Genomic DNA, 18,173 nt, shown 5'->3' on the forward strand with positions numbered 1-18,173 from the left:
CATGCGGCGGACCTGCCGTTTCGCCTCCCACGAAGACGGTCCGCAAGAAACGGCGCCCGGATCATCCGGGCGCCGTTTCCTGTTGGGCCGCAAAGGCAGCTCAGGCGGCCTTGCCATTGGCGTTCAGCGCTTCGTCGGCCAACCGGCCGGTGAGTTCGGCCATGTGGTCGAAGACGGCCCGGTAGCTGGCGACACCCGCCGTGGCCGAGCGCAGCTCGATGATGAGGTCGCCGATCTCGGCTTGCGGCATGGTCGCCTCGACGACGTCCCATCCGGGCCAGTCGGGCCGCGCGTCGTAGCCGAGGATCTGGCCGCGCCGCTGCGGGATCAGCGCAATGATCTTCGACGTCGCGTCGGACGGCGTGACGATCTCGACCTTCATCACCGGCTCGAGCAGCACCGGCGAGCACGCGGCCATGCCTTCCTTCATCGCCAGCTTCGCCGCCATCTGGAAGGCCATGTCGGAGGAATCGACCGCATGGTAGGAGCCGTCGGAAAGGTTGACGGCAACATCGACGACCGGGAAGCCGAGCGGCCCGGACTTCAGGTAGTCACGCACGCCGGTCTCGACCGACTGGATGTAGGTCTTCGGCACGACGCCGCCGGTGATCGTATCGGTGAACTGGAAGCCTGACCCGCGCGGCAGCGGTTTGATCTCAATCACGACGTCGCCGAACTGGCCGTGGCCGCCTGATTGTTTCTTGTGGCGGCCGCGCTGCTGCGTCGCTTTGCGGATCGTCTCGCGGTAGGGCACGGCCGGCACATGGCCTTCGACCGGGATCTGGTTCTTGCCTTCCAGCCGCTCGCGCACGACGCGCAGATGCATCTCGCCATGGCCGGACAGCACGGTTTCGGCCGAATCCTGGTTGTGATGCAGGTTGAGTGAGGGATCTTCCTCGGCCAGGCGCTGGATGGCCGCCGACATCTTGACCTCGTCCTTGCGCTCTTTCGGCCGCAGCGCGAAGGCGAAGACCGGTTGCGGCGGCGCCAGCGTGACCAGCGGCTGGATGCCGCCCTTGGTCGAGCTCAGCGTCTGGCCGGTCCTGACGGCGTCCAGCTTGCCGAGCGCGACCGTGTCGCCGGCCTTGGCCGAAGTCAGCTTGACCTGGTCCTTGCCGAGCATCTTGTAGATGCCGGAGACCTTTGCCGTTTCGCCATTGGAAAGGAACAGCTCGGCGGCGTCGGCGACCTGGCCGGACAGGATGCGCGACACAGACAGCTTGCCGCCATGCGCGGTGTGGATGGTCTTCATCACCTGGACCACGGTGGCACTGCCGTCGGGGGCGCCGAGACGCTGGCGCGTCGCCGCGATGTCGGGTGCGTCGTGACGGATCGCCTTCAACAGGCGCAGCACGCCGTTGCCCTTCTCGGCGGTGCCGATCAGCACCGGCGTCACCGTGCCGTCGCGCAGATCTGCGGCGAGGTCGTCGAAGATCGCGTCCTTCGGCGGTTCGATCTCGTCAAGCAATTGCTCCATCAGCCGGTCGTCATGGTCGGCGAGCGTCTCCAGCATGGAAAAGCGCGCCTCGAGCTCGCGCGCCTTGTCGTCGCTCGGGATCTGGGCGACCTCGCTCTCGGCATATTCGCGGTAGATGTAGGCACGCTCCAGAGCGAGGTCGATCGAGCCGATGACGACGCCGTCCTTGCGCAGCGGGATCTGGCGCAGCAGCAATGGCACCGAGCTTGCGGGCTGCAGCATCTTCAGCGTGTCGCGCACACCTGCTATCGCCTTGTCGACCTTGTTCAGGAACAGCATGCGCGGCACGCCGAGCTCGTCGAGCTTGCGCATGATCAGCTGCAGGGCAGGGATCTTCTTCTCGTCGGCCTCGGCAACGACCACGGCGACGTCGCAGGCGGCCAGCACCGGCTCGGCTTCGAAGGAGAATTCGATGGAGCCGGGACAATCGACGAAGGTGAACGGCTCGCCCATGAAATCGGTGGTGGCGAAGGTCGCCTCGACGCTCATGCCGTGAGCGCGCGCCTCGGGCGAATGATCGGAAACGGTATTTCCGGACGAAACGGGATTCTGGCGGGGAATGGCGCCTGTACGGGCGAGTATGGCTTCGAGAAGTGTCGTCTTACCGCTTGCGAAGGGACCGACTATGGCAATGCATTTCGGTCCCGTGCGTCGTCCTCCGGCGCGAGTACCCATGGCTGACCTCCACTCAGGCGTTTCCCTGTGAGCGGCGGCCGGCCTGTCGGCCGTCGCGGGCGAGGCTTTTTTCAATTTGCCACCTACCCAAAGGGCATCGTCCCACGGGCAGGCCGGGAGGGCAAGGGATTTGAAGTTGAAGGGATTTGAAGTTGGGGCCGGTTCAGCCGGTGCCGGTCAGGCGCGACGCCAGCGGGGGTGCGTCCACGCGCTGCACCGCCACCGTCTCGGCAAAGCGCGCGAGCAACGGATTGAACAGGTCCGCACGCTCCCAGAAAGGCGCATGCCCGGCGCCGGAGACGATGTGGCAATGCTCCCACAGCGAGCCGTAGGCGAGCGTCTCAAAATAGCCGAGCCGGACGAACGGATCGTTCTCGCCATTGACGATAGCGACCGGAAACGCGGCTTGCTCGACCACCTGTCTCTGGTCGGCACCCTTGCCGGTGAGCATGCCGCGCGTCACCGCGGCGCGCAGCCGGCCGTCGGTGCGCAGGATGGCTTGGCGAAAGGACGGATCGGCGGTGTCGCCGAAACACAGCGTCTCGAAGCGCTCGGCATCGCGTTCGGAATACGTCTTTTTGGACGCCAGCAGCATGTCCCAATGCGCGTGGAAGCCGCGCAGCATGCCGAAAGGACCCTTCGATACCGGCGGCGCGCCGGTCAGCATCAGCCCGCCGACGGCGCGGTGAAAACTCGCGAGTTCGATTGCCACGTGCCCGCCAAGCGACCAGCCGAAGACGACGGCGCGGCCGATGCCCAAGGCATCGAGGAGCTGGGCCGCCGATTGGGCAAGGCCGGCGATTGTGTAGTCCGTCGCCGGATCGCGGGCGTCCGACGATTCGCCATGGCCGGGCAGGTCGAAAGCAATCAACCGATGGGCAGCGGCCAACGGGCTGTCGAACTGGCGGGCGAATACGGCGCGCGAACTGCCTGAGCCGTGGATCAGGACAAGCGGGATGCCGGGTCCCGACGACTGGCTGAGGCGCAAATCCGCTTGCGGCGTGCGGATCGTGCGGTGGGAAACGGCCATATCTGGTTTGGACCTTGGGATTGTCTCCAGGTCAACATCGCATGCCGAGGTCACCATGTTGTTTAGAACGGTGGTTAAGAAATGATTTCTCGGCTTGCGCCGGGTATGATGAACGAATCCACCACAGCTAACCCCCGGAGCCTGATGATGGAATCCACACTCGACCTTCTCGTCTCGATCAGCAGCATCGCGACGCTCGGCCAATATGCCTGGTCGATGCGCGCGCATTTCCAGTCGCCGACCATGTCTCCAGGCGCGATGATCATTTCGGCCGTCGTGGTCGGCACGGCGCTGTTCTTTCTTGCGCTGCTGTGGATCGAGCGGCAGCCATTGGCGGCGAAGATCGGCGGGCTCGCCATCGAACTGGCAAGCTCGGCGCTGTTCTGGTGGGCGATCTCGGTCTCCCGCAAGGCGGGGCTGCGGTTCGCATTCGATCCTGACAATCCCGACAGCCTGGTGACCGAAGGCCCTTATCTCCATGTCCGGCATCCGTTCTACACGTCCTACATCATCTTCTGGGTCGGATGGGGTATCGCGACCTGGTCGGTCTGGGCGGTGGTGCCGGTCGCCGGCATCGTTACAATCTACGTGATCGCGGCCTTGGACGAAGAGCGAAAATTTTCGCGGACAAGGTTGGCCGATGCCTACGACGCTTACCGCACGCGGACCGGTCTGTTCTGGCCGCGTTTTGCCCGCAGCCGGCAGGAGATGCAGCCGGCATCGGACGAAAGTGGTAGGGTCTAAGACACTGGATTGAATCGAGGATTTGCGACGATGAAGATCATTGCCTGCGGCAGCGTGCCGACGATTGTTGCGCCGGAAAAATACTTCACTGGCCGGGTTTTGCAGACGCCGATCATCGAGAAAGAGGCGCCGGCGCGGCTACGCGCCACGCTGGTCAGCTTCGAGCCCGGCGCCCGCACCCACTGGCACACGCATCCGCTCGGCCAGACGCTCTATGTCACATCCGGTGCCGGTCTCGTGCAAAGCTGGGGCGGGCCGCTGCAGGATATCAGGGCCGGCGACGTCATCTCCTTTGCGGCCGGTGAAAAGCACTGGCACGGCGCCGCGCCCAAATCGGCGATGACCCACATCGCCATGCAGGAGGCGCTCGAGGATGCGCATGTCGATTGGCTGGAGAAGGTGAACGACGAGCAGTATGGCGGCTGAAACGTCTCAGACCAGCGCGGCGGTAAAGCGCTGGATGCGCGTGCAGGCCTCTTCGAGCAGAGCCTCCGACGTGGCGTAGGAGATGCGGAAGTTCGGGCCGAGGCCAAAGGCCGAGCCGAAAACAACCGCCACGCCCTCGGCCTCGAGCAGTTCGGAGCAGAAGGTTTCGTCGCTGTCGATCACCTTGCCGCTCTTGGTCTTCCTGCCGATCAGCTGGGCACAGGAGGGATAGACGTAGAACGCACCCTCCGGCGACGGACAGGTGATGCCGCGCGCCTGGTTGAGCATCGAGACGACGAGATCGCGCCGGCCCTGGAAGATCGCCTTGTTCTTCGGGATGAAATCCTGCGGGCCGTTCAGCGCTTCGACCGCCGCCCATTGCGCAATGGTGCAGGCGCCGGAGGTCTGCTGGCCCTGGATCATGTCCATCGCCTTGATCAGCGGCACCGGGCCTGCCGCGTAGCCGATGCGCCAGCCGGTCATGGCATAGGCCTTCGACACGCCGTTCATCGTCAGCGTGCGCTCATAGAGCTTAGGCTCGACCTCGGCGATGGTCTTGAAGACGAAGTCGCCATAAGTCAGGTGCTCGTACATGTCGTCGGTCAGCACCCAGACATGCGGGTGCTTCAACAGCACGTCGGCCAGGCTCTTGAGTTCCGCTTCGGTATAGGCGGCGCCCGAGGGGTTCGACGGCGAGTTCATCAACAGCCATTTGGTGCGCGGCGTGATCGCCTTTTCCAGCACGGCCGCCGTCAGCTTGAAGCCGTTGTCGATCGAGGTGTCGGCAAAGGCCGAGGTGCCGCCGCAGATCGCCACCATTTCGGGATAGCTCACCCAGTAGGGCCGCGGGATGATCACCTCGTCGCCGGGGTTCAGCGTCGCCATGAAGGCGTTGAACAGGATCTGCTTGCCGCCGGTGCCGACGATGGTCTGCTCCGGCCGGTAGTCGAGATTGTTCTCGCGCTTGAATTTTTTTGCGATCGCATCGCGCAGCGGCACGATGCCGGATACCGGCGGATACTTCGTCTCGCCGCGGCGGATGGCCTCGATCGCGGCGTTCTTGATGTTGTCGGGGGTGTCGAAGTCCGGCTCGCCGGCGCCCAGCCCGATCACGTCGCGGCCGGCGTTTTTCAGCTCGCGCGCCTTCTGCGTCACCGCGATGGTCGCGGAAGGCTTTACGCGGGAAAGGACGTCGGCAAGAAAGGCCATGACAGATATCTCCAGAAAGGACCGGCGGGCGAAGGCGCCGCGGCGCCTCTCATGTCGCATCATCTGGTCAAGCGCAAGCCCAGCGCAGGCATTGTCGAATGAGCCAGCGCGCAATGCTGGCAACAATAAATTCATCAACGATCGGTAAAAGCTTGAACGGCAGGACCGTAGCCGGTCCGCCAGTCTCGCATAGCGAGGAACCGTGACACGCAGCATCGGGCTTGCCCATATCATCCGCCATGATGACGGCACCGCCAGCGGTGTCTGGGGGGTCTATACGCTGCAAAGCGCGTTCCAGCCGATCTTCGCCTTCAACAAGGGCAAGCTTTCCGTCGTCGCGTTCGAGGGGCTGATCCGGCCGTTCCGCGAAGGCGAGCCGCAGCCGCCAATGAGTTTCTTCAACAGCTGTCCGGCGGTCGACCGCCTGCATATCGAGGCGCTGACACGGACGCTGCACCTTCTGAACGCCGGCGCCTGCCTGCCGCGAGACGCCTCCATCTTCATCAATTTCGATCCATCGGTGTTCACCGACCGCAGCATCGCCGACAAGGCGCTGCGCGAAATGCGGCTGGTGCTGCACGAGGCCGACATCGATCCGCGCCGCGTCGTCTGCGAGGTCACCGAACAGAAATCTGCGTCGCAGGAAACGCTCTACAATTTCGTCGAGGCGCTCAGGGGCAATGGTTTGCGCATTGCCGTCGACGATTACGGCGCCGACGAATCCGACATCAATCGCATCAAGGAACTCAGGCCAGACATCGTCAAGTTCGACGCCGACTGGATCATGACGCTGATGGAATCCGGTGCCGGCTTCGCCTTGCTGACCGCCATGGTGACCAGCTTCGAAGAGCAAGGCATCCGTACGGTATTCGAGGGCATCGAGACGGGCTGGCAGCTCGAGCTCGCCGAAAAGTCGGGCGCCTCGATGGTGCAAGGCTTCGTGCTGGCACGCCCGGAGCTTGCACCGACCAGCTTTCACGTCTTCGACAAGGCCGGGCAGGCATCAGCGGTGTCGCCCGATAAGGACAAAGTGCCCACGGCCGTTTCGACCTCGCGGCGACCGATGCGGGCTTTCGGGCGCAGGGTGGCACCGTGACCGGGCGGGCCGACATGCGGCGCAAGGTCGGCGAAGCGATCTTTGCCGACGAGGTCGGCATCGAATATGGCGTCTACGGCGCATTCCGGCTGAGGAGCGCCTACCAGCCGGTCTTCGCGCCGCGCGGCAGGTTTCTCGCCGCCGTCGCGGTCGAGGGACTGATCGAGCCGCATCGCGCAGGCAGGCCGGTGGCGCCGCAAATCTTCTTCGAAGGTGTGCCGGCAGCGGATCGGCTGTTTGTCGAAACCATGTGCCGGGTGCTGCATTTGCGCAACTTCCGCAACATCGGCGTCGACGGGCTCGACCTGTTCTTCAATTACAATCCGCTGATCAACGATGACCCCGCACGGGCGCTGGCCGAAATCAGGCTGATGACCAGGCATCTGGCGGATTTCGGCCTGCATCCCGGCATGCTGGTCTGCGAGATTACCGAGCAGGCGGCCGGCGACAAGGTGCTTGTCAGCCTGGCGCGCGAGATGCGGCGCGACGGCGTCCGCATCGCCATCGACGATTTCGGCACCGGGCATTCGACCGAAGAAAGGGTAGCGCTGGTGCAGCCCGACATCGTCAAGATCGACGGCACCTGGTTCGCAGAATTCTGCCGCCATGCCGCCGCCGAGCGGTTTTTCCGGCCGCTGGTTTCGACGCTGCACGACCGTGGCGCCAAGGTGCTGGTCGAAGGCGTCGAGAACGCCACGCATCTGCGCGTCGCGCTGGATGGCGGCGTCGACCTGCTGCAGGGCTTTTACCTTGCCCGGCCGGCGCTGGCCGGTACGCTGTTCGACGAGGAGCCGCTGTCGATCGACAGGCTGCTTGGCAGGGATAACAACGTCATCCCCTTGTTCGGATGAATGCATCAGCGGCGCTGATGCTTACGCCAAAACAAATCACTGGATGAAGCCGCCGCTGCCGCGATAGAGGCTGGATCAAGCCCTGAGACGGGTGGTTGCGAGCAAGGGGGAGCACCGATGATACTCTATGGAATGATCGACAGCGGCAATTGCTACAAGCCGCGCCTGTTGATGGCCAAGCTCGGCATCGCTTTCACCAATGTCGAGGTCAGCTCGCACACCGGCGACACGCGCAAGCCCGACTATGTCGCGAAAAACCCGAACGCCATGGTGCCGCTGCTCGAACTCGACGACGGCCGGCGGCTGGCGGAATCCAATGCCATCCTGCTCTATCTCGCCGAAGGCACGCGGTTTCTGCCGGCGGACAGATACGAACGCGCGCTGGCCTATCAGTGGCTGTTCTTCGAGCAATACAGCCACGAGCCTTATATCGCCGTGCGCAGGGCGCTGCTGACCTTCCCCGAAAGAGCCAAGGACGCAACGCCCGAGCGGCTGGCGCTGACGCTGGAGCGCGGCAACAAGGCGCTTGGCGTCATGGACAAGCACCTGGCCGGGAGCACGTTCTTTGCCGGCAATGCGCTCAGCGTCGCCGACATCGCGCTCTATGCCTATACGCACACGGCCGAGACGGGCGGGTTTCAGCTCGACGCCTATCCGGCGGTGGCCGCCTGGCTGAAAAGGGTCGAGGCCGACCCGGGGCATGTGCCGCTGGAGTGGCTGCCTTAGTCACGCTTCTCGGCGCTTCGCGGCTCGCTCCGGAGGTCGGGCTTGCGGCCCTCGGCCGATGACGTGAATGGTCGCGCGGCTATTTCAGCAGGCGATCATATTCGGAATGGGTGCCTATCCAGAACCAGACCACGTCATCGTGGTCGCGAACAGCCACGGCGCGGTAGTTGATATCAACCCGCGCCGACCAGTAGCGCCCGACCTGTTTGAAATGCAACGACGGGTGGAACGGGTCAGAATTCAGTTTGGCGAAACGTCTGTTCGCCTTTGCTCTGATTAACGAGGGCAGTTTTGCGTAGGCCTCCCAAAACGAGGGAGTAGCAAAATGATTCACAGAGGCCGGGTCCGGCCGGCGCGATGATCAGCCAAGGCCTGCTCGGCAAGCTTGTCCAGCCTGCCGCCCTTGGCGTCGGCTTCGATCTGCCGGTCCCACATGTCGGCCTGCAGCGCCTCGAACCATGCGGCAAACGCTCTCAGCTCTTCGGGGCTTAGTTCGGCAACGGATTTCTCAATCTGTTCAAGCTTGCTCATGAATTAATAGTACCACATTGGGCCAAAAACACCACAAAGTGGGACTATAGGCCCAAGGCAGCGGTTCACTGGAATCCAGACAGCAAAAAGGCGGGACAAAATCCCGCCTTCCCATGCTTGGTAGCCTGATCGGGAGCGCTTTGGCCGGGCCGGCAGCAATCTGCTGCTTCGGCTTGTCGGGGTCTTTCGCTCCGGCGCGCTTCTCGCGCGACCGCCAGTACATCCGTGACTTGCCGCGCGCCCCGGGCTAGCGCCCGGCGCGCGCCATTCGCAAAATCAGGCTGCCTTGCTCAGAGATCCAGCGGACGACTTGCCAGTGCGGCGGTCCTGCTCGATCTCGAAGTTGATCTTCTGGCCTTCGACCAAGGTCGACAGTCCAGCACGCTCGACTGCGGAGATGTGAACGAAAACGTCCGCGCCGCCGCTGTCAGGCTGAATGAAGCCGAAACCCTTGGTGGAATTAAACCACTTGACCGTACCTGTTGCCATTTCGATAGTCCTTTACGTTTGCTTTAGTTTGACTGGGCCGAAACCCAGCCGGTTTGTATCGAGATTTTGGAGATAGAACGTCAGCAAACGCGAATATCGCGAGGCCCGGATCGATCGGCCGAAATATCAATGGACCGCATATAATATGCCTTCGCGCAAAAAACAAGACGGGGCGGAAAATGGCGCGGCGGCAACGCTGCCCAACGGCCGCCCCAATCGCGTGAGAGCGTCGTCGCTGCGCGCCTGACGCGGGAGGATCGCGACAGCTTCGGGCACGGGTTTTGGGGAGAGGGACATGAAAATCGTTCTGCTTGCCGCTTGCCTGACGCTGGTGGCCGCCGAGGCGCAGGCGGTCTCGCGCTACGACCCGACCCGCATGAGCTGCGGCAAGGTGCAGGCGACGATCGCGCGCGAGGGCGCGGTCATCCTGCGCTACAGATCGGCGCGCGTGCCGGGGCTGGCGCTCTATGACCGCTACGTGCGCAGCCAGCAATTCTGCGACATCGGCGAGGTCAGGGCGCGGGCCTCCGTGCCGAGTGCCGATACGAATTCGTGCACCGTCTATAAATGCAAGCGGGTGGAATTCGATCGGCGCTTCCGCCGGCGGCTGCTTCCGGATTAGGCTGGTCGAGATGGGTGCGCCGGGGTACCGGCATCACCTGAATATCAGCACACCTAAAACCCGAACGACACCTGCGCCGGCGGCGGCGGGCCGACGCGCACGCCTTCCATGGCCAGCATCTTTTCCTTGGTGGCCGAGCCGCCGGGCGCGGAAAATCCGCCGATCTTGCCGCCGGCGGCAAGGATGCGATGGCAAGGGATGACCAGCGGCACCGGGTTGGCGCCGAGTGCGGCACCGGTTTCGCGCGCCAGCCCGGCATGGCCGGCGCGTTTGGCCAGTTCGCCATAGGTGGTGGTTTCGCCGAAGGCGAGTTTTCGCGCCGCGTCATAGATCGCCAGGCGGCAACCCCAGGCGCGCCGACCGGCTCTACCAGAGCGGCTATTATTACGACGCCAAGCGCAAGGGGATGCTGGGCGAAACCGGCCTCGGCAGCGATAGCCTGCGCCGCCGCATGCAGCCCGATGCCTGAGCCGCGCCCGCCGGCGCCAAACGACATCCGCCTGCGCAAGATCTTCGACGACACGCTTCTGGCGCCGCGCTGGCCCGAAGGTTTTTTCATGCGCGGCTTCGAAGCCGCCGATGCACTCGCTTTGCATTCGCTGTTGACCGCGGTGTTCGACGACGGCGCCGACGGGCCGTTCGACGAATGGTGGCCGCGCATTTCGGCCGACGCGGAATTCGACCCAGCTTTGTGTTTCCTGGTCATCGACGGCAAGGGCCGGCTGGCGGGCGCGGCGCTCTGCTGGACGCGGGCTTTCGTCAAGGATCTTGCCGTCCACCCGGAGGCGCGCGGCAAGGGCATCGCCGAGGCGCTGATGCGGCACGCGTTTGCGGTGTTTCGCGCGCGGGGCGCCGAGCATGTCGATCTCAAGACCAACACGGTCGAGAACGCCGCCGCCGTCCGGCTCTATCAGCGGCTGGGGATGGTCGAGGTGGATTGGGCGGGGTGAGCATAAGTTCCCTTCAGCGAAGGCTGGCCGCCAATTGGCGAGGTCGGCGCCGCCCCTCATCCGGCTGCCGCCACCTTCTCCCCGTATAGGACGGGGAGGAGGGGCTGGCCGCAACGCTGGCACGCCCTTCTGCCACGCCGGAGATTGGCGAAACCATCGGCGAAGGTACCTTTCTCCCCGTCACTATACGGGGAGAAATGCCCGGCAGGGCAATGAGGGGCAGCGCACACCTTATGTGATTTGACGCTGCGGCGCGCTGACCTACCCTCTAGTGCCGGAACCGGGGAGACGAGCGATGCAGTCACCTTTCAACCGGAGCGTCACGCTCGCAGCGGCGGTGATCCTGGCCGCCGCCACCGCAGCCTATGCCCATCACGGCTGGTCGTGGACGCAGGACGGGTTTTTCGAACTCCGGGGCAAGATAACGGCCATCTATATCGGCAACCCGCACGCCACGCTGGACGTCGATGCGGAGGGAGAAGCCTGGCGGGTGGAGATGGCGACGCCGTCGCGCACGATCGCCGCCGGCTTCACCGAGGAGGTCGCCAAGATCGGCGACGAGGTGACTGCGATCGGCAACCGCTCGCGCGACGAGAGCGAAAAACGCATGAAGGCGGTCCGCGTCATTGTCGGCGGCAAGACCTATGATGTCTATCCCGACCGCGTGCCGCCGGCCTGAATGGACGGGTTTTTCGCCGGCATCGAGCAACTCGCCTTGGTGCGGTGGCTGAAGGCCTCCTTCGTCGCCTACCCAATCGTCAATGCGCTCCACATCATGTCGATCGGCGCGCTGCTGACCAGCGTCTGGCTCATGGACCTCAGGATCCTCGGCGCCTTCCGCTCGCTGCCGCAGGCACCGTTCGTGGCGCTGCTGCGCCGTACAGCATTTGCCGCGTTCGCCGGTGCGCTGGTCACGGGCTCGCTGCTGTTTTCAGTCAGGGCGAGCGAATATGCGGCGATGCCGATTTTTCTCGCCAAGATGACCCTGATCCTTCTCGCCGGCGCCAACTTTCTCATCTTCATACGCCGTGCAAAGGGCGGTGATGAGCCGGCCGGTGGGGTCGTCACCGTCCTGGCGGTGCTTTCGCTGGTGTTGTGGACGTCCGTGCTGTTTGCGGGGCGGTTTATTGGGTTTCTGAACTGAGGCGAGCGTTGGGGTGTGGGCAGGGCTTAAAGCGGGCCAAGGGCCCTGCCCGCCATAGGCCTTAATCCTATGCAACCCGATGGGGTTCAATTTCAAATGACGCTTTGTTCACTCGCCGAGTAAAACACCGAAAAACGCCTGGTTTCGTTTCTTTGCGTTTTCGATCAGCGTTTCATACCCGATCGCCTGTATAAATATCTCTTCGTGATCCCTAAATCGAAAAAATATCTTCGGACTCCAATCATTCTTGAAATCGTGCTTCCGAAGGACACTAACCATACTTGGTGTATGATCAGCGATTATGAAGGCAAACCGACGGATGACACCGGTAAAAGTAATATGACTTCCGTCTGTTTTGCTTATACCGCCTCTATCTGTTGCCTGCTCAAGAGTATTTATTACTTGAAGGACCGGGTCAAGTTTTTCGTGTCCGAACCTATGGTCATCGCGACTCGGCTTCTTAAATTCAATGATATTGATCGTTGTGCCATCATTGTCGCCGAGGATCATGCTATCCTCGAAGAAAATCAAATCGGCGACTTTATCCCCTGGTTTCCTGCGTCCGCCGTGTAGCGTCCGATCGCTGGACACATAAGGCAAAAATGCGAGCGCATCATCTATGAGCCACAGATTGTGTGAAAAGTACTCCGTATTCACACTGTCGGAAAATCTTCTAAAAACAAGCTCGTGGATGACGTCTTCTGGCTCTCTCTTTCCATCTGATTTAAATTTTCGGGCGACTTCCAAGAGCTCGATGATATTCTTTCTATGGATTACGTATTCTGCCAGAGCTTCTTTTTTTGCAGCATCAATTTTTCCAACTATCTCGGAGAGCTTTTCGCCGTAATTCTCGGGATCGCCCGCAGCAAGAGAGATCGCTTTCGATAAATCTCCCGAGGCTCGGAAACGCTCGATGGCCAAGTCGGAGACAAATTCTTCTGCTGACCAGTTATTCGGTTTCGCCGCAACATATTCAGTCACTGTTCTGCCGCGCAAGCCTAAGCGAAGGATTGGGTTCTCACGGAGGGCATCTCCAAGGTTGCTGGATTGCTCATCTTTAATCTTCTCGATCTGGGAGACTTCGGCTCTCTCAATTACCTCGCTTATCGCTGAAACGATATTTTCAACCGATTTCGGTGGAAGATTTATACCTGTTCTCGCGTCGTTGAGCCTCGTCTCGAAAGCAGGCCCTCTGACTACCGCGATTACTATGTATTTTTCGCCCTTTTCATCAATGAAGAATGGTTGGCCGAGTTTATTGGTTAGATCGCGAGGTGCTCCGACGATCCGATCTGCAGCGGAGAGCAGAAGGCAGTGGCTAGTGAACGTTCTGGTTTTGGGGATGCGAGTTACGGAATATTCCAGTTTTTCATTTTTCCCGTCGATCTCGCATTCAATCTCTCCGGAGTCGGATTCAACAAAGACGCTCTTAAAATGCTCTGTAATGTCTTGTGGTGGTGCGTCGTCGAATTGGATCGTGATCTTTGGAAGCCACTTGTACAAAAAATAGGGGAGAAAATGACTGCCTATTTCATCGGCGACATGATCTGGGCGTAACCCTCGTATCAAGTCATGCCAATTTGTAAGGGGCTGACGGTATTCCACCCGAAGTCCTGGACCAAGAAAGTCAGGTTCGCCCTCGACAAACGTTATTTCGTTGTCGTTGACTATGTCAAATTTGAATGATCTTAATTTCTCAAACGAGAAAAAGTGGTATCTGCTTTGATACGAAATAGAAGAATACACCTTAAACGCTATGAAACGACCGAACCCACGGCCATTTTCCTTGAGCTTGTATCCAGAAAATGGGGTTCGGAATGACTTATAGTTGTCATCTGTCAGACCTACTCCATTATCTGCTATCGTAACGCGGAACCTCAGCGGGTCTGCGGGGTGAATGAAATGTATTTCAATTTTTCCGTGTTCGGCCGCGCTATCTTTGAATCTTGCTCCGATACCATGCATCCCGTTCGAGATAGCCTCTAGGACCGGGAGCAGGAAACTGTGAAGATCATAGCCGAGATGCGTTCGTGACAAGACCGCACGCATGTCGGGTTTTAAAAGTTCGTCAGAGATACTTTCAAGCATGGCGCGCCCCTCCCACCTAAAACCCTACATTACCTGCAATATCTCGTTCAAGAGAACAGACAATCACCATTCGTCGTTCAAAGTGCCATTCAAGGGCGGCACCTCTCCTCAGGCCGATCGCCCATGAGTGACGGCCGCCGCAGGGGAGGTCGTCGTGCCGTAAGAGTGTTCTTCCTCCTGCTGTCGAGAAGGAGTCGTGGATCAGCACACTAGACTAGCGCCGAGACAGTTCAGGTTGTTGGCAAGCTGCCAGCGTAGGCGGGACAGCGCCCCCCTCTGGCCTGCCGGCCATCTCCCCCACAAGGAGGGAGATTGGCTAATCGCCTAAGCAAAATACTCCTGCAGCGGCCTGACTTCCAGGCTCCCCGCCTTCAGCGCAGCAATCGCCTCGGCCACCGCAGCCGCACCCGACAGCGTCGTGTAATACGGCACCTTCTGCATCAGCGTCGCGCGGCGCAGCGACTTCGAGTCCGACACCGCCTTCTGGCCGTCCGTGGTGTTGAAGACGATCTGGACCTGGCGGTTGCGGATGGCGTCCTCGATGTGCGGGCGGCCTTCCAGCACCTTGTTTATCTTTTCGGCGACGACGCCGTTTTCGGCGAGGAAGCGCTGCGTGCCTGAGGTCGCCAGCACCTTGAAGCCTTGGCCGGCGAGGCGCTTGACCGCCGGCAAGATGCCTTTCTTGTCCTCGTCGCGCACCGAGACGAACAGCGTGCCCGCGCGGGGGAGATCAACACCAGCCCCGAGCTGGCTCTTGGCGAAGGCGAGCGCGAAGTCGCGGTCGAGGCCCATGACCTCGCCGGTCGAGCGCATTTCCGGGCCGAGCAATATGTCGACGCCGGGAAAGCGGGCGAAGGGGAACACCGCTTCCTTGACCGCGATGTGGCCGGGATTGCGTGGGTCGGGCATGGCGCCGTAATGGGCGAAGGCGTCTTCCAGGCTCTCGCCGGCCATGATGCGGGCGGCAATTTTCGCGATCGGCCGGCCGATGGTCTTGGCGACGAAGGGCACCGTGCGCGACGCGCGCGGGTTGACCTCCAGCACATAGACGGTGCCGTCCTTGATCGCGTATTGCACGTTCATCAGCCCGCCGACATTGAGCGCGCGGGCCAGCGCCGCCGTCTGGCGCTCCAGCTCGTCGACCAGCTCGGAAGGCAGCGAGTGCACCGGCAGCGAGCAGGCACTGTCGCCGGAATGGATGCCGGCCTCCTCGATATGCTCCAATATGCCGGAGACGTAGGTCGACTTGCCGTCGCAGAGACAGTCGACGTCGACCTCGATGGCGCCCGACAGATAGGTGTCGAACAGCAGCGGGTTCTTGCCGAGCAGCGTGTTGATCTGGCCGGTCTTGTCGTTGGGGTATTTCTGCTTGATGTCCTCCGGCACCAGGCCGGGCACGGTGTCGAGCAGGTAGGATTGCAGCATGCTCTCGTCGTGGATGATCTGCATGGCACGGCCGCCGAGCACATAGGACGGGCGCACCACAAGCGGGAAGCCGAGCTCGCCGGCGACGAGGCGGGCCTGCTCGACCGAATAGGCGATGCCGTTCTTCGGCTGGCTGAGGCCGAGCTTGTGCAGCAGCTTCTGGAAGCGGTCGCGGTCCTCGGCCAGATCGATCATGTCGGGCGAGGTGCCGAGGATCGGGATACCGGCCTTCTCCAGCGCATCCGCCAGCTTCAGCGGCGTCTGGCCGCCGAACTGGACGATGACGCCGACGAGCTCGCCCGAGGCCTGTTCGGCGCGCAATATCTCCAGCACATCCTCCGGCGTCAGCGGCTCGAAATAGAGCCGGTCGGAGGTGTCGTAGTCGGTCGAGACGGTCTCGGGGTTGCAGTTGACCATGATCGCCTCGAAGCCGGCGTCGCGCAGCGCAAAGGCGGCATGGCAGCAGCAATAGTCGAACTCAATGCCCTGGCCGATGCGGTTGGGGCCGCCGCCCAGGATGACGACTTTTTTGCGCGACGAGACCTGAGCCTCGTTGGCGAGCGCGCCGGCGAAGGGAACTTCGTAGGTCGAGTACATATACGCGGTCGGCGAGGCGAACTCGGCGGCGCAAGTGTCGATGCGCTTGTAAACCGGATGAACGTCGAGTTTTTCGCGAATCTTCTGGATCTCTTCGACGTCCTTCCTGACCAGCGATGCGAGGCGGGCATCGGAGAAACCCATCGCCTTCAGCATGCGCAGATTGGCGGCGTCCTCGGGGATGCCGTGCTCGCGAATGCGCGCCTCCATGTCGAGAATGCCGGCGATCTGCTCGAGGAACCACGGGTCGATCTTGCACATTGCGTGCACGTCTTCGAGCGAAGTGCCCATGCGGATCGCCTGCGCCACCATGCGCAGCCTATCGGGCGTCGGCGTGCCGAGTGCGGCGCGAATGGCGTTGCGGTCGTCGACGTGGCTGGCAGCTGTCGTCCCATGGCCGATGCCGGGGATCTCAATCTCGTCCAGACCAGTCAGGCCGGTCTCCAGCCCGCGCAGCGCTTTCTGCAGCGATTCCTGGAAGGTGCGGCCGATGGCCATGACCTCGCCGACCGACTTCATCGATGTGGTCAGCACCGGCTCGGCGCCGGGGAACTTCTCGAAGGCAAAGCGCGGGATTTTCGTCACGACATAGTCGATGCTCGGCTCGAACGAGGCCGGCGTTGCTCCGCCTGTGATGTCGTTCTCCAACTCGTCCAGCGTATAGCCGACGGCGAGTTTTGCCGCGATCTTGGCGATCGGGAAACCGGTCGCCTTGGAGGCGAGCGCGGAGCTGCGCGAGACGCGCGGGTTCATCTCGATCACCACCAGACGGCCGTCGGCCGGGTTGACGGCGAACTGGACGTTGGAGCCGCCGGTCTCGACGCCGATCTCGCGCAGCACCGCGATCGAGGCGTTGCGCATCATCTGGTATTCCTTGTCGGTCAGCGTGAGTGCTGGGGCGACGGTGATCGAATCGCCCGTATGCACGCCCATCGGGTCGATGTTCTCGATCGAGCAGACGATGATGCAGTTGTCGGCCTTGTCGCGGACAACCTCCATCTCATACTCCTTCCAGCCGAGCACGCTCTCCTCGATCAGCACTTCGGTGGTCGGCGAGGCGTCGAGGCCGGACTGGACGATCTCGAAGAATTCGGCGCGGTTGTAGGCGATGCCGCCGCCGGTGCCGCCCATGGTGAAGGAGGGGCGGATAATTGCGGGCAGGCCGACATGGTCGAGCGCTTGTGCTGCAATCGCCATGGCATGGCTGATATAGCGTTGCTTGCGGTCGCCTTCGCCGAGGTTCCAGCGCGTTTCCAGAGCATCGAGCGCGGCGTCGAGATTTTCGGGCTTCTCGGCCTTCAACTCGGCGCGCTCGGCCTCGTGCGTCTTGCGGTCGGCATTCTTGACGTCGGTGGCGTTGGCCAGCATCGACTTCGGCGTTTCCAGGCCGATCTTGTTCATCGCCTCGCGAAACAGCGCGCGGTCCTCAGCCTTGTCGATTGCGGTGGCGTCGGCGCCGATCATCTCGACCTGATAGCGGTCGAGCACGCCCATGCGGCGCAGCGACAAAGCGGTGTTGAGCGCGGTCTGGCCGCCCATGGTCGGCAGCAGCGCGTCGGGCCGCTCCTTGGCGATGATCTTGGCCACCACTTCGGGCGTGATCGGCTCGATGTACGTGGCGTCGGCCAGCTCCGGATCGGTCATGATGGTGGCCGGATTGGAGTTGACCAGGATGACGCGAAAACCCTCTTCCTTCAGCGCCTTGCAGGCCTGGGTGCCGGAATAGTCGAACTCGCAGGCCTGGCCGATGACAATGGGGCCGGCCCCGATGATCAGGATCGACTTGATGTCGGTGCGTCTTGGCATGTCGAGGGTCCGTTCGGCGGGCGGCTTGCACAAAAAGCCGGACGGGATGACCCGGCCGGTTGTGCGCGCGATTCTGGTATCAGGCTAGGAGGGCCTTATAGGGAAGAGTTTTGCCGGATGTAAGCCCCTAAAATGCGGGTAGGGGAGTAGGGGAGTAGGGGAGTAGGGGAGTAGGGGAGTAGGGGAGTAGGGGAGTAGGGGAGTAGGGGAGTAGGGGAGTAGGGGAGTAGGGGAGTGGGGGAGTAGGGGAGTAGGGGAGTAGGGGAGTAGGGGAGTAGGGGAGAGTT

The 18,173-nt window shown here is 62.1% G+C and carries 17 protein-coding genes and 1 pseudogene; 9 read left to right on the forward strand and 9 right to left on the reverse strand.

Going from position 1 to position 18,173, the window contains the following annotated elements:
- Nucleotides 1-100 precede the first annotated feature (100 nt).
- Both NKI59_RS16195 and NKI59_RS16200 read right to left on the reverse strand, forming a co-directional pair.
- Nucleotides 101-2,152 carry an elongation factor G gene (locus tag NKI59_RS16195; RefSeq protein ID WP_352705340.1) on the reverse strand — a complete coding sequence of 684 codons (2,052 nt, stop codon included), beginning with the start codon at nt 2,150-2,152 and terminating at the stop codon, nt 101-103.
- Between the two features lie 163 nt (nt 2,153-2,315).
- Nucleotides 2,316-3,182 carry an alpha/beta fold hydrolase gene (locus NKI59_RS16200; protein ID WP_352475048.1) on the reverse strand — a complete coding sequence of 289 codons (867 nt, stop codon included), beginning with the start codon at nt 3,180-3,182 and terminating at the stop codon, nt 2,316-2,318.
- Between the two features lie 147 nt (nt 3,183-3,329).
- Here NKI59_RS16200 and NKI59_RS16205 point away from each other — a divergent pair, with 147 nt between their 5' ends.
- Together NKI59_RS16205 and NKI59_RS16210 are read left to right on the forward strand one after the other, a co-directional pair.
- Entirely contained in the window at nt 3,330-3,926 is a 597-nt protein-coding gene (locus tag NKI59_RS16205) for a methyltransferase family protein (protein ID WP_352705342.1), read from the forward strand.
- A 30-nt stretch (nt 3,927-3,956) separates the two neighbouring features.
- On the forward strand, nt 3,957-4,352 hold the full coding sequence (locus NKI59_RS16210; protein ID WP_352705344.1) for a (R)-mandelonitrile lyase: 396 nt from the start codon (nt 3,957-3,959) through the stop codon (nt 4,350-4,352).
- 6 nt (nt 4,353-4,358) lie between these two features.
- Here NKI59_RS16210 and NKI59_RS16215 read toward each other — a convergent pair whose 3' ends face one another.
- Nucleotides 4,359-5,561, reverse strand: coding sequence for a pyridoxal phosphate-dependent aminotransferase (locus NKI59_RS16215; RefSeq protein ID WP_352705346.1), 1,203 nt, complete (start codon nt 5,559-5,561; stop codon nt 4,359-4,361).
- A gap of 202 nt (nt 5,562-5,763) precedes the next feature.
- On the opposite strand from NKI59_RS16215, the gene NKI59_RS16220 reads away from it, so the two are divergent.
- From NKI59_RS16220 to NKI59_RS16230, 3 genes are all read left to right on the forward strand, one after another.
- Nucleotides 5,764-6,657, forward strand: a complete 894-nt coding sequence (locus tag NKI59_RS16220) for an EAL domain-containing protein (RefSeq protein ID WP_352705348.1) — start codon at nt 5,764-5,766, stop codon at nt 6,655-6,657.
- A complete protein-coding gene (locus NKI59_RS16225; RefSeq protein WP_023678335.1) occupies nt 6,654-7,508 on the forward strand; it encodes an EAL domain-containing protein in 855 nt (284 codons plus the stop codon). Before NKI59_RS16220 ends, NKI59_RS16225 begins: the two co-directional genes overlap by 4 nt.
- 117 nt (nt 7,509-7,625) lie before the next feature.
- Nucleotides 7,626-8,234: a glutathione S-transferase family protein gene (locus NKI59_RS16230; RefSeq protein WP_352705351.1), complete on the forward strand. Its 609-nt coding sequence runs from the start codon at nt 7,626-7,628 to the stop codon at nt 8,232-8,234.
- A 79-nt stretch (nt 8,235-8,313) separates the two neighbouring features.
- Here NKI59_RS16230 and NKI59_RS16235 read toward each other — a convergent pair whose 3' ends face one another.
- From NKI59_RS16235 to NKI59_RS16245, 3 genes are all read right to left on the reverse strand, one after another.
- Entirely contained in the window at nt 8,314-8,568 is a 255-nt protein-coding gene (locus NKI59_RS16235) for a type II toxin-antitoxin system RelE family toxin (protein WP_352616729.1), read from the reverse strand.
- Entirely contained in the window at nt 8,565-8,765 is a 201-nt protein-coding gene (locus tag NKI59_RS16240; RefSeq protein ID WP_352475039.1) for a hypothetical protein, read from the reverse strand. Before NKI59_RS16240 ends, NKI59_RS16235 begins: the two co-directional genes overlap by 4 nt.
- A 276-nt stretch (nt 8,766-9,041) precedes the next feature.
- Nucleotides 9,042-9,254: a cold-shock protein gene (locus tag NKI59_RS16245; protein WP_023678332.1), complete on the reverse strand. Its 213-nt coding sequence runs from the start codon at nt 9,252-9,254 to the stop codon at nt 9,042-9,044.
- 295 nt (nt 9,255-9,549) lie between these two features.
- Between NKI59_RS16245 and NKI59_RS16250 the strand changes: the two genes are divergently transcribed.
- Nucleotides 9,550-9,876, forward strand: a complete 327-nt coding sequence (locus tag NKI59_RS16250; RefSeq protein WP_352623128.1) for a hypothetical protein — start codon at nt 9,550-9,552, stop codon at nt 9,874-9,876.
- A gap of 53 nt (nt 9,877-9,929) precedes the next feature.
- On the opposite strand, the pseudogene NKI59_RS16255 reads toward NKI59_RS16250, so the two are convergent.
- Nucleotides 9,930-10,217, reverse strand: a pseudogene (locus tag NKI59_RS16255) (methylated-DNA--[protein]-cysteine S-methyltransferase); the annotation flags it as partial.
- Between the two features lie 120 nt (nt 10,218-10,337).
- Here NKI59_RS16255 and NKI59_RS16260 point away from each other — a divergent pair.
- From NKI59_RS16260 to NKI59_RS16270, 3 genes are all read left to right on the forward strand, one after another.
- Nucleotides 10,338-10,826: a GNAT family N-acetyltransferase gene (locus tag NKI59_RS16260; protein WP_352705353.1), complete on the forward strand. Its 489-nt coding sequence runs from the start codon at nt 10,338-10,340 to the stop codon at nt 10,824-10,826.
- Between the two features lie 295 nt (nt 10,827-11,121).
- A complete protein-coding gene (locus tag NKI59_RS16265) occupies nt 11,122-11,505 on the forward strand; it encodes a DUF6152 family protein (protein ID WP_352705355.1) in 384 nt (127 codons plus the stop codon).
- On the forward strand, nt 11,506-11,970 hold the full coding sequence (locus NKI59_RS16270) for a DUF6644 family protein (protein ID WP_352705356.1): 465 nt from the start codon (nt 11,506-11,508) through the stop codon (nt 11,968-11,970).
- A 108-nt stretch (nt 11,971-12,078) separates the two neighbouring features.
- Here the strand turns inward: NKI59_RS16270 and NKI59_RS16275 are convergent, their stop codons facing one another.
- A complete protein-coding gene (locus NKI59_RS16275; protein ID WP_352705358.1) occupies nt 12,079-14,058 on the reverse strand; it encodes an ATP-binding protein in 1,980 nt (659 codons plus the stop codon).
- Nucleotides 14,059-14,382: 324 nt separating this feature from the next.
- A complete protein-coding gene (carB, locus tag NKI59_RS16280; protein WP_352705360.1) occupies nt 14,383-17,886 on the reverse strand; it encodes a carbamoyl-phosphate synthase large subunit in 3,504 nt (1,167 codons plus the stop codon).
- Nucleotides 17,887-18,173: the final 287 nt, after the last annotated feature.

This window comes from Mesorhizobium sp. M0598 (assembly GCF_040320865.1).
In the GTDB taxonomy this organism is placed as follows: domain Bacteria; phylum Pseudomonadota; class Alphaproteobacteria; order Rhizobiales; family Rhizobiaceae; genus Mesorhizobium.